This is a genomic window from Stenotrophomonas sp. AS012628, from assembly GCF_010608305.1.
Lineage (GTDB): Bacteria > Pseudomonadota > Gammaproteobacteria > Xanthomonadales > Xanthomonadaceae > Stenotrophomonas > Stenotrophomonas geniculata.
This window is the reverse complement of the sequence record NZ_VMBJ01000005.1, coordinates 24,242-38,614: the sequence shown is the minus strand read 5'-3', so window position 1 is coordinate 38,614 and position 14,373 is coordinate 24,242. Positions and strand designations below refer to the sequence as shown.

At 67.5% G+C, this 14,373-nt stretch carries 16 protein-coding genes; 10 read left to right on the top strand and 6 right to left on the bottom strand.

The window, feature by feature from the left end; genetic code table 11:
- Positions 1 to 19: 19 nt before the first annotated feature.
- The 3 genes from copD to G5A07_RS04185 all read right to left on the bottom strand — a co-directional run bounded on the left by copD (position 20) and on the right by G5A07_RS04185 (position 2,262).
- The gene (gene copD, locus G5A07_RS04195; protein ID WP_191862906.1) at positions 20 to 904 is read right to left on the bottom strand and encodes a copper homeostasis membrane protein CopD; all 885 of its coding nucleotides are present in this window, start codon (positions 902 to 904) and stop codon (positions 20 to 22) included.
- 10 nt (positions 905 to 914) lie between these two features.
- Positions 915 to 1,292 carry a copper homeostasis periplasmic binding protein CopC gene (copC, locus tag G5A07_RS04190; RefSeq protein WP_191862905.1) on the bottom strand — a complete coding sequence of 126 codons (378 nt, stop codon included), beginning with the start codon at positions 1,290 to 1,292 and terminating at the stop codon, positions 915 to 917.
- A 115-nt stretch (positions 1,293 to 1,407) separates the two neighbouring features.
- Complete coding sequence (locus G5A07_RS04185; protein WP_191862904.1) at positions 1,408 to 2,262, bottom strand: AraC family transcriptional regulator; 855 nt, start codon at positions 2,260 to 2,262, stop codon at positions 1,408 to 1,410.
- Between the two features lie 165 nt (positions 2,263 to 2,427).
- Between G5A07_RS04185 and G5A07_RS04180 the strand changes: the two genes are divergently transcribed.
- Positions 2,428 to 4,584, top strand: coding sequence for a TonB-dependent receptor (locus G5A07_RS04180; RefSeq protein WP_224328198.1), 2,157 nt, complete (start codon positions 2,428 to 2,430; stop codon positions 4,582 to 4,584).
- A gap of 57 nt (positions 4,585 to 4,641) precedes the next feature.
- On the opposite strand, the gene G5A07_RS04175 is transcribed toward G5A07_RS04180, so the two are convergent.
- The gene (locus G5A07_RS04175; RefSeq protein WP_049481023.1) at positions 4,642 to 5,118 is read right to left on the bottom strand and encodes a MerC domain-containing protein; all 477 of its coding nucleotides are present in this window, start codon (positions 5,116 to 5,118) and stop codon (positions 4,642 to 4,644) included.
- A 32-nt stretch (positions 5,119 to 5,150) separates the two neighbouring features.
- Here G5A07_RS04175 and G5A07_RS04170 point away from each other — a divergent pair, with 32 nt between their 5' ends.
- The 8 genes from G5A07_RS04170 to G5A07_RS04135 all read left to right on the top strand — a co-directional run bounded on the left by G5A07_RS04170 (position 5,151) and on the right by G5A07_RS04135 (position 11,784).
- A complete protein-coding gene (locus G5A07_RS04170; protein ID WP_191862903.1) occupies positions 5,151 to 5,684 on the top strand; it encodes a DUF2796 domain-containing protein in 534 nt (177 codons plus the stop codon).
- Positions 5,681 to 6,376, top strand: coding sequence for an ATP-binding cassette domain-containing protein (locus G5A07_RS04165; protein WP_191862902.1), 696 nt, complete (start codon positions 5,681 to 5,683; stop codon positions 6,374 to 6,376). The genes G5A07_RS04170 and G5A07_RS04165 overlap by 4 nt, the downstream gene beginning before the upstream one ends.
- On the top strand, positions 6,369 to 7,622 hold the full coding sequence (locus G5A07_RS04160) for an ABC transporter permease (RefSeq protein WP_010485431.1): 1,254 nt from the start codon (positions 6,369 to 6,371) through the stop codon (positions 7,620 to 7,622). Before G5A07_RS04165 ends, G5A07_RS04160 begins: the two co-directional genes overlap by 8 nt.
- 2 nt (positions 7,623 to 7,624) lie before the next feature.
- Positions 7,625 to 8,176: a DUF3299 domain-containing protein gene (locus tag G5A07_RS04155; RefSeq protein ID WP_043396119.1), complete on the top strand. Its 552-nt coding sequence runs from the start codon at positions 7,625 to 7,627 to the stop codon at positions 8,174 to 8,176.
- Positions 8,166 to 8,786 carry a DUF3299 domain-containing protein gene (locus G5A07_RS04150; RefSeq protein WP_029380017.1) on the top strand — a complete coding sequence of 207 codons (621 nt, stop codon included), beginning with the start codon at positions 8,166 to 8,168 and terminating at the stop codon, positions 8,784 to 8,786. Before G5A07_RS04155 ends, G5A07_RS04150 begins: the two co-directional genes overlap by 11 nt.
- Positions 8,786 to 9,532, top strand: a complete 747-nt coding sequence (locus G5A07_RS04145) for a hypothetical protein (protein ID WP_191862901.1) — start codon at positions 8,786 to 8,788, stop codon at positions 9,530 to 9,532. The genes G5A07_RS04150 and G5A07_RS04145 overlap by 1 nt, the downstream gene beginning before the upstream one ends.
- 151 nt (positions 9,533 to 9,683) lie before the next feature.
- Entirely contained in the window at positions 9,684 to 11,216 is a 1,533-nt protein-coding gene (locus tag G5A07_RS04140; RefSeq protein WP_191862900.1) for an MFS transporter, read from the top strand.
- A 4-nt stretch (positions 11,217 to 11,220) separates the two neighbouring features.
- A complete protein-coding gene (locus G5A07_RS04135; RefSeq protein ID WP_049409551.1) occupies positions 11,221 to 11,784 on the top strand; it encodes a TetR/AcrR family transcriptional regulator in 564 nt (187 codons plus the stop codon).
- 94 nt (positions 11,785 to 11,878) lie between these two features.
- On the opposite strand, the gene G5A07_RS04130 is transcribed toward G5A07_RS04135, so the two are convergent.
- Positions 11,879 to 12,760, bottom strand: a complete 882-nt coding sequence (locus G5A07_RS04130) for an AraC family transcriptional regulator (RefSeq protein ID WP_049455146.1) — start codon at positions 12,758 to 12,760, stop codon at positions 11,879 to 11,881.
- A gap of 106 nt (positions 12,761 to 12,866) precedes the next feature.
- Here G5A07_RS04130 and G5A07_RS04125 point away from each other — a divergent pair, with 106 nt between their 5' ends.
- Positions 12,867 to 13,403 carry a peroxidase-related enzyme gene (locus G5A07_RS04125; protein ID WP_191862899.1) on the top strand — a complete coding sequence of 179 codons (537 nt, stop codon included), beginning with the start codon at positions 12,867 to 12,869 and terminating at the stop codon, positions 13,401 to 13,403.
- Positions 13,404 to 13,441: 38 nt separating this feature from the next.
- On the opposite strand, the gene fdhD is transcribed toward G5A07_RS04125, so the two are convergent.
- Positions 13,442 to 14,290 (bottom strand): formate dehydrogenase accessory sulfurtransferase FdhD, encoded by an 849-nt coding sequence (gene fdhD / locus G5A07_RS04120; RefSeq protein WP_191862898.1) that lies wholly within the window; start codon positions 14,288 to 14,290, stop codon positions 13,442 to 13,444.
- Positions 14,291 to 14,373: the final 83 nt, after the last annotated feature.

Below are 14,373 nucleotides of genomic sequence, written 5' to 3'. Positions count from 1 at the left end.
CCGTGCTGGAACGGATGAGTCATGCCAATGGGTCCAGAGTGCCGAGCACCGCGACGCAGGCCAGCACCAATACCGCCAGCACCGATTCGCAGGCCAGGCTGTGGCGAAGTGAGCGCAGCGGCCTGGGTTGCCAGCCGCCGCGGATGGAGCTGGCCAGCGCTGGTACCAGCCGCCAGCGATGCAGCGCGGCAAGCCCCAGCATGCCGCCCACCAGCGCCAGCTTGAGCAGCAGCCAACGCCCATGCGCGACGCCGGTCAGGGTCTGTATGGAACCGCCGAGATCGACATAGGTGTAGGTGCCGGTCATCGCCAGCAGGGCGACGATGATCGTGCCCGGCACGGCGAAGCTGTGCGCGGCCTGCCACAGTTCGCGGGTACGTTCGTGCAGGCGCAGGCCCTGTGGACGCAGCGCCAGCTGCAGGATGGCGGCGATCGCGCCGACCCAGGCACCGGCGGCCAGCAGGTGCACGATGCCGGCCACGAGCCGCAACGTCCCGCCGAATCCATCACCGGCGGCGGCGTGACCATTCCAGGCGAGGCTGGCCAGAGCTACCGCCGTGAGTATCAGCAGCGCCAGACGGCGCAGGCCCTGCACCGGGCGATTGACTGCCAGCAGCGGCAGCATTGCCAGCAGGGCCAGGATGCGCAGCAGCCCCGCCTTACCCACCGGCGTACCGGTAAGAAACCAGCGCGCCGTCTCGCCATCGATGTCGACTGCTGATATGCCAAGCACGCCGGACAATCGGGTGGCCGCATCGGTGACGACGAGGATGAGTGCAACCACGGCCAGCGCCACCGCGGCCCCGCGCGGTAGCGCAGGGCGGACGAACAGCAGCCGCCCGAACAGCAGCATCAGCACCAGGTACAACGCCAGCCGCAACGCATACGGTGAGAGCTCGGCCACGACGGCAGCCTTACTTCACGGTGAAGCGGTAGCTGCCGGTAATCGGATGAGTGTCCTGGCCGACCGCGCGCCATTGCAGTGCGTAGCTGCCTGCGGGCAGCGGCTTGGCGAAACGTGCGCGCAACGTGTGGCCATCTTCGGAAATGTCCTGTGCGGTGGTGGCCATGGCCATCTTCATGCGGCCATGGTCCATGCTCAGTTCGATGCGGGTGGCACGCGGCATCACCTTCTCACTGAACTGCAGCGTGATCTCGGTCGCCGGGGCTACGGTGGCGTCGGCGGCAGGCGTCGAACTCACCAGGCTGGGATGGGCCAGCGCCAGCGGCGCAACCGCCAGGCCGGACAGGAGAAGAACAAGGGAAACGGAGCGGATCGGGAAACGGGTCATGCGCGGGACACCTGTGGGAGAACTGGCTCTCAGGGTGAAGAGTGGCGCCTTTCGCTGCCCTGACGCGGACATTACCGCCTTGTAATGTTCGTTGGCTGCCGGCCCGCGGCCGGCACTACCGGGTACGTGACTGCGCGATCCATGCAGACGGCGAACAGCCGAGCACGCGGCGGAATGCCGCGCTGAATTTGCTGGGATTGGCATACCCGCTGGCCAAGGCAACATCGGTGACACGGCGGCCCTGCGGGAGTTCGGTGCGCGCCCAGTGCATGCGGCGCTGGGTGAGGAACGCGTAGGGTGGCAGGCCTGTGGCCGCGCGTAGCGCCCGATTGAACGTTGCGGCCTCCATCTCCACTGCAGCAGCCAGCTGTGGGACCGTCAGCGCCCGACCGTGCTGCGCGTCGATGTAGGCCTCCAGTTGTCGCAGCCGTCGTGCCGACAGCGCGGACGTGGTGCCGCGTGCCTCGCGAGGTTGGCCGGCAAGCTGGCCCAGGCGGTGCAGCAGCACCTGCGCGCCATGCTCAAGGAAGCCGGGCAGGCAGGCATCGGCCTGCGTGCTGCACCACAACGCGGTCAGCACCGCGGACACCACCGGATCGCGGTGCAGCCGTGCAGCCAGCGGCTGCAGGTGATGCAGCGTCTGCACGTTGTGCGGCAGCATGCGGGTATCGATGGCGATCCCGATCAGATCCACTGACGGGCTGACATAGGTGCCGGTGTCTGCGGGCAGCACCAGGTTGAACTGGCCAGGTCGCCAGGATGCCTGCAGAAGACCGTTGAGGGTGTGCTGCTGCAGTCGTCCGCCGCCGCCCACGGCCATGCCCAGGCGAAGCTGGTGCGGATGCCCCATCTCACCTTCACCTGCGTCGAAGTGGTGGCGCAGCAGCACCACCGCGCCATCATTGCTGGCGTGAACCGCAGGGGGCTGCGGGCCGGCTTCCTGCAACAGCTGGTCGGCGAGGGTTGGCATTTCGGATCCGGGAATGGAGCAGTGCCGCCCGGAATGGAGTGGCAGCGCGGCGCGGGTGTTACATGATAACACTCTTGTCCCGCGCTGCCGCCGCTCGCGCGTCCTCCAGTCCAGCCCGTCGAGGTCTCCCCGTTGAAGTCGTCCACGCCTGCCGCCGCCCTCGTTGTGGCATCCCTGCTCATTCCCGCAATGCCCGTGCTGGCCCAGCAGGCCGACCCGGCCACGCTCGACGGTGTACGCGTCACCGGTTCAAAGCGCGATACCCCCTACCTGAAGAGCGACCTGTCGGTGACGGTACTCGACAGGCAGGCGCTGAAGGAGGCCGGTGTCACCGAGTTCCGTGACCTGGACAAGCTGGCGCCGAACGTGAAGTTCAACGCGATGGGCCAGCTCAGCAACATGTTCATCTCGATCCGTGGCATCGAGTCCAATCCGTTCCTGGTCAACCGGGCCTCGGTCTACATCGACGGCATTCCGTTCCGTGAGCTGAGCAATGCCGTGCTCAACCAGGTAGAGTCGGTGGAGGTGCTGCGCGGGCCGCAGGGCACGCTGTACGGTGCCAACAGCGAGTCGGGGCTGGTGCTGGTGCGTACACGCGGCCCGGCCGATGCGCGAGAGGGCGAGGTCAATGTGCGCAGCACCTGGTTCGGCAACGGCAATGGCACCGCTCTCGATGGCTTCCTGGCAGGGCCGTTGAACAAGACGGGCAGCCTGTCCGGCTCGGTGGCGTTCATGGGCTCGGATGAGGACGCCTACCTGAAGAACCTCACGCCGTCCGGTGCGCGCGGCAGGGTGGGCGAAGGCTACCTGCAGGGCAAGCTGCGCTGGCGGCCAAGCGACTATGTTTCGGTGAACGCGCTGGCCTATCACCTGCGCACCCGCGCGCCCGGCATGTTCGAGTACGAGTACCTGCCGCTGGACACCGGCCTGTACAACCGCACCTACGGCACGTCGCTCAACGGTGGCCGTCGTGCCGGTGATTTCACCTACATCAACGACGCACCCAAGCGCACCGAAAAGGATGAGTCGGTTGCGGGCCTGAGCGCGCAATGGCAGCTGCAGGCAGGCACGCTGGACGTGGCCGCCTCCTGGCGAAGCGAGGAAGTGACCTCCGCCGGCTATGACTTTGACATGACCCAGAGCCCAGCATTGGCAGGCCGCATCTACGACAGGAAGCGCGAGTGGACGGCCGAGGCGCGCTTCAGTTCGCCCAGTGACCAGGCCCTGACCTGGATGGCCGGTGTGTCCACCTATCGCAACAGCAAGGATTCGATCCTTGGCACGTTCGTCGGCCCGGCGCTGCATGGGCTGGACAGTTACAACCTGGCGCCGCGGCAGACCTCGAAGGGCGAGGATTACAGTGTGTTTGCTACCGCAAGCTACACCTTCCCCGCGCTGCCCAAGCTGACCGCCAGTGCCGGCCTGCGCCATGAGCAGGCACGGCGTTCCACCGAGCAGCGTGCCGGTGCGCTGGATCTGGGCGCCGGTGGCCGCGTGCTGTACCGCGACGCCGCGCTGGCGCATACCTTCACGGCGACGCTGCCGCGGGTGTCGCTGCGCTACGACGCCACTGACGACCTGTCGTTCTATGCCGCCTCGGCCAAGGGCTACATTCCAGGTGGCTTCAACCTGGCCGCAGCACAGAGCGATGTGGTCAACGACAAGGTGCTGCGCTACGAATCCGAACGCATGTGGAGCCACGAGCTGGGGTTCAAGATGAATCTGGCTGGCGGTCGTGGCCACATCGGCGGGGCACTTTTCCACATCACCTCGGACAACTGGCAGGAGATCCAGGTGGCCACCGATGCCAACGGCCGCCCGATTTCGTCGGACTACGTGGGATCGGACGCCTCGATCCGGTCACGGGGTGCAGAACTGGAGGGGGTGTTCGAAGTAGTGCCTGGCTTCACGCTGATGGCGAATGTGGGCTACGTCGACGCGAAGTACACCAAACTGTGGGTCACCGTCGACCAGAACCTGGATGGCAAGCGGGTCAAGTTGACGCCGCATTACACCGGCTACCTGGCCGCACGCTACCAGTTTGAATCCGGGCTTTACGCGCGGCTGGAGTCGCAGTTCACCGGCTCCAGCGCACTTGACGAGCGCAACCGCGCCTTCCAGCCGACCGTCGCCGTGCTGGGGGCGCAGCTGGGCTACGAAACCGGGCCGTGGAGTGCACGGGTATTCGTGCAGAACCTGACCAACAAGCGTCGCATCAACGGCCTGATCTTCGACAATCTGGCTTTTGGGCGTGATGGCAACTACTACGGCCCGGTCGACAGCCCGCGCATCTTCGGGGCGGAAGTGGGCTACCGCTTCTGATGATAGGTAGTGCCGGCCGCTGGCCGACATCTTCGGGGCGTCGGTCAACGGCCGGCGCTACCGGCGGTTACGCAACGCCCGTCGATTGCCGACGTGCGCCGCCGCCAACAACACGCCACCACATGCCGTGGCCACGCCATGCCAGAGCAGCGATTCCTTCAGCGGCAGGTACAGAGAGGCCGACAGCAGCAGGATGGCGCCGGCGCAGGCCAGCTGCACAGGCCGCCAGCGCCGATGCCGGTGCACCCCGGCCGAGGTACTCGCCAAGGCCAACGAGGAGGCCAGCAGCGCGAACAGCCATTCCCAGCGCGACATCATCAGCAGCAATGTCATCGCGCCATGGCCGGGATGCTGGAACGAGCGCAGCGCCATCATCGCTGCCGGCACGAAGGCCAGCAGCAGGGGCAGGGCGATGCAGTGGGCGGCGCAGGCCAGGGACAGCCAGGCACCGGCAAGATCGAAGCGGGGGTGCCAGCGTGCCGAAGTTGGCGGCTGGGCCAGGGCCCTTGCGGGGGTCGTGGGAATGTGGTCCATAATGTTACATAGTAACAATTGGAGTCTTTCCCATGAAGCTTCCCGCTGCTCTTTTCCTGCTGCTGGCTGCCAGCGCCGCGCAGGCCCACGACATCCGCCAGCACGCACCGCATGTGCATGGCCAGGCGACAGTGGATGTTGCGCTTGACCAGCAAACCCTGGAGTTCGCCCTTCAGGCCCCCGGCATCGGCATCCTCGATTACGAGCGGCCGCCGGCCAATGCAGCCGAGCAGGCCGCGCTGGCACGGGCTACGACAGTGCTGAAGGGAGGCAGCTGGGTCACCTTGCCCACCGCTGCGGGCTGCCGTCTGGCCACCAGCAAAGCCGATGCGGAGGGCTTCGACGCGACGGCCGCCGTGCCGCCGCCGGGACAGCACCGGCACGCAGGTTTCAGCGCAACGCTGCAGTACCACTGTGCCAAACCTGCCGCGCTGCGCGCCATCGTCGTGCGCCTGCCCGTACTTTTCCCGGGCCTGCACGAAGTCATCGTCAACAGCGCAACCGCCAATGGTCAAAACCGCAGTGCGCTGACGCCCGACAACCTGCGCGTGGTGCTGGCACCGTGAGCGCGGCACCGGTGATCTCGCTGGAAGACGTGCAGTTCGGCTACGGCACGCGGCTGGTGCTGGACATCCCGCGGTTGTGGGTCGAGCAGGGCAGCAGCGTGTTGCTGCGCGGAATCAGCGGTGGCGGCAAAAGCACCCTGCTGGGCCTGCTGGCGGGCGTGCTGCTGCCCGGCAAGGGCCGTGTCGAGGTGGCCGGCCACGCACTGCAGGACATGGGGGGTGCGGCGCGGGATCGTTTCCGTGCCGACCAGCTGGGCGTGATCTTCCAGCAGTTCAATCTGCTGCCGTTCCTCACCGTGCGCGACAACATCGCGCTGGGCCTGCGCTTCTCGCGCCTGCGCAGCGCACGCATCAGCGGGCCGCTGGATGCCGAGATCGCCCGCCTGCTGCAGGCCCTGCAGCTCGATCCTGAGCTGATGCAGCGGCGGGCGGGTACGCTCAGTGTCGGCCAGCAACAACGCGTGGCGGCAGCGCGCGCCCTGATCGGCCGGCCGGCGTTGCTGCTGGCCGATGAGCCCACCTCGGCGCTCGACCGCGAAGCGGCGAGCGCCTTCCTGCAGCTGATGTCCGCGCAGTGCCAGGCGGCCGGCACCACGGTGCTGGTGGTCAGCCATGACGACAGCCTGCAGCCGTTGTTCGATCGCACCATTTCACTGTCCGAGATCAACCAGGCAGGTGCCGGCCATGCTTGAGCTTGCCTGGGCCAGCCTGCGCAGCCGCGCGTTGAGCGTGGGCCTGACCGTGCTGGTCATCACCCTCAGCGTGGTGCTGCTGCTGGGCGTCGAGCGTGTACGCACGCAGGCGCACGAGGGGTTTGCCAGCACCGTATCGGGCACCGATCTGATCGTCGGTGCGCGTTCGGGACCGGTGAACCTGCTGCTGTATTCGGTGTTCCATATCGGCGACCCGACCAACAACGTGTCCTGGCAGTCCTACCAGGAGCTGTCCGCATTGCCGCAGGTGAAGTGGTCGGTGCCGTTGTCGCTGGGCGATTCCTGGCGCGGCTACCGGGTAGTGGGTACCACTGGCGGCTACTTTGAACACTATCGTTATGGTTCCGGCCACGCGCTGGCCTTTGCACAGGGGCGGCCCTTCGATGATCTGTATGACGCGGTGATCGGCGCGGAGGTGGCTCGCGCGCAGAAGGTCGGCCTCGGCGACGAGATCGTGCTGGCGCACGGCACCGGCGCGGTCACGCTGGCCACGCATGCCGACAAGCCGTTCCGCGTTGCCGGCATCCTGCAGCGCACCGGCACGCCGGTGGATTCGTCGCTGCTGGTCTCGCTGCCGGCCATCGAGGCGATCCATGTTGACTGGCGATCGGGCGTGCAGCTGCGCAGCCAGAGCGTCAGCGCCGAGCAGGCGCGCCACCTGGACCTGACCCCGACCAGCATCACCGCCTTCATGCTCGGCCTGAACTCGCGCATCGCCACGTTCTCGGTACAGCGCAGGATCAACGAGTATCCGGACGAGGCGATGCTGGCGATCCTGCCCGGCGTGACCCTGCAGCAGCTGTGGCAGTCGCTGGGCACCGCCGAGCGAGCCCTGCAGCTGATCAGTGCAATGGTGGTGCTGCTGGGCATGGTCTCGCTGGTGGCGCTGCTGGTCTCCACCCTGCAGGAGCGCCGGCGCGAGATGGCCATCCTGCGTGCCACCGGTGCGCGACCGGGCTACATCGCGGGCCTGCTCGTGGTGGAAGCGGTGGCGACCAGTGCGGTGGCCAGCGTGCTGGCCCTGTCGCTGCTGGTGGTCGCCAGCATTGCCGGGCGCGGCTGGGTACTGGCCACCTTCGGTCTGTCGATCACCCATGTCTGGCCGGATGGCCGTGAACTGGCATGGGCAGCGGGCGTGCTGCTGATCAGCGCCGTAGCCGGGCTGGTCCCGGCGTTGCTCGCTTACCGGCGCACCTTGGCCGATGGCCTTTCACCGGGAGGTTGAGCATGCGATGGATGCGGGTAGTGGCAATGGTGCTGGCGCTGGCCGCCTGTGAGCGGCCGGTGGATACCGGCGTACAGGCCTTGCCACCCTCGCCGGTCGTCGACCGCGATGACCCTGCAGGCGCTGTGGAGCAGGAGCTGGACTGGTTGCAGATGATGCCCAAGGACGAGCTGGCCGCGCTGGAGCGGGGCGAGGGCCCGGAGGTCGAGCACAACGGCAACCGGCGCATGCCGCAGTTCGGTACCTTCCGCACGGTGGACACGGTCCTGCAGCGGCCGGTGCGCCTGCCGGGTTACGTGGTGCCACTGGCCAACGCGCAGGACGGGCGGCTGACCGAATTCCTGTTCGTGCCGTACTACGGCGCCTGCATCCACGTGCCACCACCGCCACCGAACCAGATCGTGCACGTCGTGCTGCCGCGCCCGATCGAGATGCCGGACATGTACTCACCGTTCTTCCTGGCGGGCACCCTGCGCGCCGAACGGTTGGATGACGATCTGGCCGGTTCGGCCTACACCATGCGTGACGCACAGCTGAGGCCCTATGAACCGTAGTCACCTGTTGCTGGCGGTGGGATGCCTGTGGTTGGCAGGCTGTACGGCGCCGGGCGGCGATGCCTTGGTGGTCGGGCCGCAGGACAAGCCGGCGCCCTCCGCCACGGCCGAAGCCCCCATCGACCGTTGGGACGCGTTGCGACCCGACGAAGTGACCTACCAGCGCCCACCCCCGCAGATCGGCCTGTCACGCAATGGCATGGAGGGCGTGGGTGGCCTGATCGACGACACCGGCTCGGGCACGCCACCGGGGCTGGAGATCGACCATTCCAGCCCGGACCGGGCCAAGCAGTTCGGCTCCTCGCGCGTGGTCGACGCTGTCGACGGTCGCGCGGTGGATCTGGATGGCTACGTGGTACCGCTCGGCACCAACGATGCCGGCCTGGTCGATGAACTGCTGTTCGTGCCGTTCTACGGCGCGTGTATCCATGTGCCGCCGCCGCCACCCAACCAGATCATCCACGTGACCCTGGCGACACCGATCGCGCTGGGCGATCTGTGGGATCCGTACCGGCTTGCCGGCCGCCTGCAGGTGAAGCGTTTCGACGCGGACATCGCCAGCGCGTCCTACGATGCCGCGGCAGCCACGCTGACGGCGATCCGCAACTGATGCGCAGGCGATGGCTCATGGCTACCGGGGTGCTGCTGGGCGCGGTGGTGCTGCTGGTGTGGTGGCAGCGGCAGCGCGCACCCACCGCGCCGACTGCGGTCGCGTTTCCGGCACCGGCGTCCGATGCCAGCCAGCGTATCGAACAGCGTCTGGGTGATGACCCCGCGTTTCGCAACGACGTGCTCTTCCTGCTCGCAGCAACATTGCGCGACCGCTGCCAGCCGGCGCAGGCGGGGCTGCTGGCGCGCATGGCCAATCGTGCATCGCTGCCGGTGCTGGCGGCAGTCAGCGCGGTGACCCAGCAGGACCCATCGCTGGACCGGCCGATCTACCAGTACATCCAGCACCGCGCCGATGCGACGCCGTGCGGGCAGCCGCTGCAGATGCCGTTGGCCGGTGGGCGCAGCATGGCCGTGGACATCGAACAGTATGCGCGCACGTTTCCGGACAGCTACTTCGACCCGCAACGCAGCAGCGAACCGCGGGATTCTGGTGGACTGTCGCTGCAGCAGCGTGCCGGCAACGCCTGCAACAGCGTGGTGTATTCGGTGCTGCCGCTGGGTGGCGCCGACTGGCGGTGCAGCAGCCTGCGCGCGAATGCCCGTGCGCGGGTGCGCGGCCTGTGCGAGGACGAGCTGCGGCGCCAGCATGGGGGAACTGGCGGGGAACTGGACATGGCCGTGGGGAAGGGCATGCAGGCGGCGGTGGTATCGGCGATTGCCGCACTGCCGGAAGATTGCCGGTGATGATCCCTGACACCGGGCACGACCCGGCATGAGGGGCACGACAACATGAACATTGCCCGGGCCCCAATCTGAATTGGTGGCGCTGTTTTCATAACTATACAGGACATCCTGTATAGTTATGGCCGTATTCCACCCCCGATCAGGTTCTCCCATGGCTTTGTCCCAGCCCTTGGCCGGTGCGCCGGCCCTGTCGCGTGCCCGTCGCTGGGCACTGTTGTTCACCGTCGCCGCTGGCCTGCTGCTGGTCACGCTCGACAACTCCGTGCTCTACACCGCGCTGCCCACCCTGACCGAGGAACTCTCGGCCAGTGCCGGCCAGGCGCTGTGGATCATCAACGCCTATCCGCTGGTGATGGCCGGGCTGCTGCTGGGTGCGGGCACGCTGGGCGACCGCATCGGTCACCGGCGCATGTTCCTGATCGGCCTGGTGGTGTTCGGCGTCGCCTCGCTGGCAGCGGCGTTCGCTGACACCGCAACGCAGCTGATTGCCGCGCGTGCATTCCTGGCGATCGGTGCCGCAGCGATGATGCCGGCCACGTTGGCGTTGATCGGACTGAGCTTCCACGAAGAACGCGAACGCAACATCGCCATCGCGATCTGGGGTTCGGTCGCCATCGTCGGTGCGGCGCTCGGCCCGATCATTGGCGGCTGGCTGCTGCAGCACTTCTGGTGGGGCTCGGTGTTCCTGATCAACGTGCCGGTGGTGGTGGTCGCGTTCGTGGCCACGCTGCTGCTGGCGCCGGAAGGACAGCGCGACATCTCGCGGCCATGGGACCTGGTGTCGTCAGTGCTGGCATTGGCTGCACTGTCCGGCCTGGTGCTGGCGATCAAGTCGCTGATCGCCACGCCGCCCTCATATGCGCTGGGCGCAGCCGCGCTGGTGTTGGCCGTCATCAGCGGTGCGGCATTCGCGCGCCGCCAGCAGCAGCTGCCGTACCCGCTGCTGGACTTTGCGATCTTCCGTAATCCGGCGTTCCTGGCCGGCACGCTGTCGGCGGTGTTCACCCTGTTCGCGATGGCCGGCCTGCAGTTGGTCACCACGCAGCGCTTCCAGCTGGTGGCAGGTTTCACGCCGCTGCAGGCGGGCCTGCTGGTGTCGGTGGCGGCACTGGGCAGCCTGCCCAGTGCGCTGCTCGGCGGCAGCATCCTGCACCGGGTTGGCCTGCGCCCGCTGATCTGTGGTGGCCTGGCCGCAGGTGCGCTGGGCGTCGGCGTGGTGGCGTTCGGCTTCCTGCACGGCCTTGGTTGGGTGGTGGCTGGCATGGCCATCACCGGCTTCGGTATGGGTTCGGCCATCTCGGTGGCGTCCACCGCCATCCTCAACAACGTGCCGGCGCACCGTGCGGGCATGGCCTCGTCGGTGGAAGAAGTGTCCTATGAGTTCGGTGGCCTGCTGGCGGTGGCGATGCTGGGCAGCTTGAGTGCCGCAATGTACAGCGCGTTCCTGCCGGTCTCGGCCGATATGCCCGCGCTTGCCCGCGAGGGTTTCACCCAGGCGCTGCATGCCGCGCGCGAGAGCGGGCAGGGCGAGTGGTTCGCACTGGCTACGGCCGCGTATGACCGTGGCTACCAGATCGTGCTGCTGGTGATCACGGCGGTGCTGGCGCTGGGTGCGGCGATCATCGCGCGCCTGCTGCGCGGCCGCGTCGGCAGCCGCGAAGGCGCGGCCGATCGCGTAAAATGAAGCGATGAGAACCAGCAAGCGCGATCGCATCCTCGACGCCGCCGTCAACGTGATCAATCGTGACGGCGTGCGCGCGGTGACCTTCGAGTCGGTGGCGGCCGAGGCCCAGCTGACACGTGGTGGCCTGCTGTACCACTTCCCGTCGCGCGAGGCGCTGCTGCGGGGGATCGACGAACACCTGGTACAGGCCTGGGAGACGTCGATGGAAGCGTTGCTGGGCAAGACCGCCGAGCAGGCCACCGCGTTGGAGCGTTACCAGACCTTCGTGCGCGTGTCGGCCCAGAGCGCCACCCGTGCCGAGCTGATGTTCATGCTCGAATCGGCCGACCCGGACGCCGAAGAGCGCCCGTGGGGACCGGCGGTGCGTCGCTGGGCACCGCTGCCGCCGGAGGCGGGTACAGCGGAAGACAGCGCAGCGCTCGACAATTTCGTGGCGCGGCTGGCCGCCGATGGCCTGTGGATCTACGAGGCGATGTACGAAGGGCAGCTGGACGAAGGCGTACGTGCCCAGGTTGCCGAGCGCATCGCCGGGCTGCTGGCGAAGCCTGATGGGTCACCGCACTTGTAGCGTCGAGCCATGCTCGACTGCTCTCCGGTCAGGCAACGAAACCCCCGCGCTTCGCGCGATAGCTGACCCGCGGTCGACTCTACCCGTTACCTATTTACCCAGCCGGCGCTGCGCTCGCGGCCAACCACGCCCTCGGCGAGGCCCCCAACCGTTTGCGGAACGCTTTCGACAGTGACGCGGTATCGGCAAAGCCCACCTCGATCGCCACCTGCTTGACCGCCACGCCGGCCCTCAATTGCGCGCAGGCCAGGCTCAGCCGCCAGTCCAGCAGATAACTGGCCGGCGTTGCCTGCATCACGTCCTTGAACACGGCCGCGAACGCGCTGCGCGACATGCCGGCCGTCGCGGCCATGCGCGGCAGCGTCCATTCGTCCTGTGGCGCCTGGTGCATCGCCACCAGTGTGCGTGCCAGCCGTACATCGGACAGCCCCCGCATCAGCCCATGGCTGACGCCGGCCGCATCCGGGTGGTCCACCACCCAGCGCAGGATCTGGATCAGCGCGACCTCGAACAGGCGGTTGGTCAGCAGCCGTGAACCACAGCGCTGGCGATCGGCCTCGGCGAACAGCAGGTGCAGGGTGTCATCCAGTTCGCCGATCGCGGCCAGTGGCACCACCATCACCGGCGGCAGCGACTGCACGATCGGATTACGCGCGCCGCCATCGAAATCCAGCGTGGCGCAGGTGAAATCCGGGCCTTCCAGCGGTGCATTGAAGAACACATGGTGCAGCGGTTGCGGATACAGCAGCAGGCTGGGTGTGTCGATCTTCAACCGGGGCAGCGCGATATCGCCGTCGGGATGACGGACCTCCATTTCACCCTGGCGCAGGATGTGCAGGAAGGCACGACCGGGCTGCGGCTCGAAGACATGGCGCCCGCACAGCGGACCGCTGTGGAACAGCGCGGCCTGCACCCGGAAGCGTTCCAGCAGGGAGGAGAGACGGTCGGGTGGGGAGGTGTCGGTGGGCGTGCTCATGGATGAATGGACAACATGTGTGGCTGATTGCGCCTGAAGCGTCCAGCGAGTCTACCTAGGATGAGCGGGTCGTCCAATCCCGGGCGCTTTCCCAAGGAGATCCACCATGTCCCGTGTCCCCCTGATCGATGCCGCCAACACCACCGCCGACCGCGAGGCCCTGCTGGGTCAGGTCCACGCTGCCTTCGGCGCCACCCCGGCCATGTTCCGCGCCGTGGCCAACTCGCCAGCCGCCCTGCAGAGCATGTGGGGTTCGTTCGGCGCGGTGGGCGGCGGTCGCCTGTCGCCGCTGCTGGGCGAGCAGATCGCCGTGGCCATCGCCAACCGCAATGCCTGCGAGTATTGCCTGGCCGCACACACCGCGCTGGGCCGCAAGGCGGGTGCCAGCAGCGAGCAGATGGCCGCTGCACAGATCGGTCAGTCCAGCGATCCGGCCACCTCGGCGGCATTGGACTTCGCGCTGAAGGTAGTCGAGCAGCGTGCGCAGGTCACCGATGGCGATGTGCAGGCGCTGCGTGCGGCCGGCTTCGACGATGAGCAGATCGTTGAGATCCTCGCCCACGTAGCGCTCAACCTGTTCACGAACTACGTCAACGTAGCGTTCGACGTGCCGGTGGACTTCCCGAAGGTGGCGCTGCGCTGAGCTGTGCCAGACCGGGGGCGTCGTGCTCCCGGTCGTTCTCAGTCGTCCCGGTTATCGTTCGCCTGCAGCCGCTCGGGATGGGTATACACGTTGAATCCGCTTTCCCGCGCGAACCCGACCAGGCACAGGCCTGCACTACGGGCAAGGTCGATCGCCAGCGCGGTCGGTGCCGAGACAGCAGCCAGTACGCTGACGCCGGCCCGTACGGCTTTGCTGACCATTTCGTAGCTGGCGCGGCTGGAAATCACCAGCAGCCCCCCCTCGATCGTGTGTTCATTGTGATGCAGGGCGCCGATCAGCTTGTCCAGCGCGTTGTGGCGGCCGACGTCTTCGCGCACCCAGCCGATGCGACCGCTGGCGTCGGCCCAGGCCGCGGCATGGGTCGAACCGCTCACCGCATTCATCGGCTGATGCTGCACCAGTGTGGCCAGCGCCCGTTGCAGGGCTGCTGGCGGGTAGGTTCGCCGTTCGCGCACCTCGGGCAGCGGCCGCAGCACTTCCTCCAGCTGGCGCGTGCCGCACAGGCCGCAGCCACCGCGGCCGGGCAGCAGGCGCCCGTTGGCCGGATCCAGGTCGGCACCGGGTGCATCCTCGGTCACGGTCATCTGCAGCTCGATGCCTTCCAGTTGCGGTCGCACCTCGATGGTCAGCAATTGGGCAGGCGTAGCGATCAATCCCTCGCTGAGCGAGAACCCCAGCGCAAAGTCCTCCAGGTCGCAGGGTGTGGCCATCATCACCGCGAAGGCGGCGCCGTTGTAACGCAGCGCCACCGGCACTTCCTCGGCCACCACGTCGATCTGCGGCTGCTGCCCCTTGCTGCGCCAGCGCTGCAACGGGCGCAGGGCCGTGCCGGCAGGCGGGGTGTGCGGTGGGGTCGAATCTGGCATGCAGCGCGTCCGGACTAAGGAAATACGCAGGTGGTGGACCACCCACGGCATCGAGAATAGCGCAGTGGCCGTGCGCTGACGCA

Bases quoted from the DNA above. Each gene is read 5' to 3' on its own strand.
- G5A07_RS04145 (WP_191862901.1), top strand. From the start codon at position 8,786: ATGCGCAGGCGATGGCTCATGGCTACCGGGGTGCTGCTGGGCGCGGTG.
- G5A07_RS04140 (WP_191862900.1), top strand. From the start codon at position 9,684: ATGGCTTTGTCCCAGCCCTTGGCCGGTGCGCCGGCCCTGTCGCGTGCC.
- G5A07_RS04135 (WP_049409551.1), top strand. From the start codon at position 11,221: ATGAGAACCAGCAAGCGCGATCGCATCCTCGACGCCGCCGTCAACGTG.
- G5A07_RS04150 (WP_029380017.1), top strand. From the start codon at position 8,166: ATGAACCGTAGTCACCTGTTGCTGGCGGTGGGATGCCTGTGGTTGGCA.
- G5A07_RS04185 (WP_191862904.1), bottom strand. From the start codon at position 2,262: ATGCCAACCCTCGCCGACCAGCTGTTGCAGGAAGCCGGCCCGCAGCCC.
- copC (WP_191862905.1), bottom strand. From the start codon at position 1,292: ATGACCCGTTTCCCGATCCGCTCCGTTTCCCTTGTTCTTCTCCTGTCC.
- G5A07_RS04175 (WP_049481023.1), bottom strand. From the start codon at position 5,118: ATGGACCACATTCCCACGACCCCCGCAAGGGCCCTGGCCCAGCCGCCA.
- G5A07_RS04170 (WP_191862903.1), top strand. From the start codon at position 5,151: ATGAAGCTTCCCGCTGCTCTTTTCCTGCTGCTGGCTGCCAGCGCCGCG.
- G5A07_RS04155 (WP_043396119.1), top strand. From the start codon at position 7,625: ATGCGATGGATGCGGGTAGTGGCAATGGTGCTGGCGCTGGCCGCCTGT.
- G5A07_RS04125 (WP_191862899.1), top strand. From the start codon at position 12,867: ATGTCCCGTGTCCCCCTGATCGATGCCGCCAACACCACCGCCGACCGC.
- G5A07_RS04160 (WP_010485431.1), top strand. From the start codon at position 6,369: ATGCTTGAGCTTGCCTGGGCCAGCCTGCGCAGCCGCGCGTTGAGCGTG.
- fdhD (WP_191862898.1), bottom strand. From the start codon at position 14,290: ATGCCAGATTCGACCCCACCGCACACCCCGCCTGCCGGCACGGCCCTG.
- G5A07_RS04130 (WP_049455146.1), bottom strand. From the start codon at position 12,760: ATGAGCACGCCCACCGACACCTCCCCACCCGACCGTCTCTCCTCCCTG.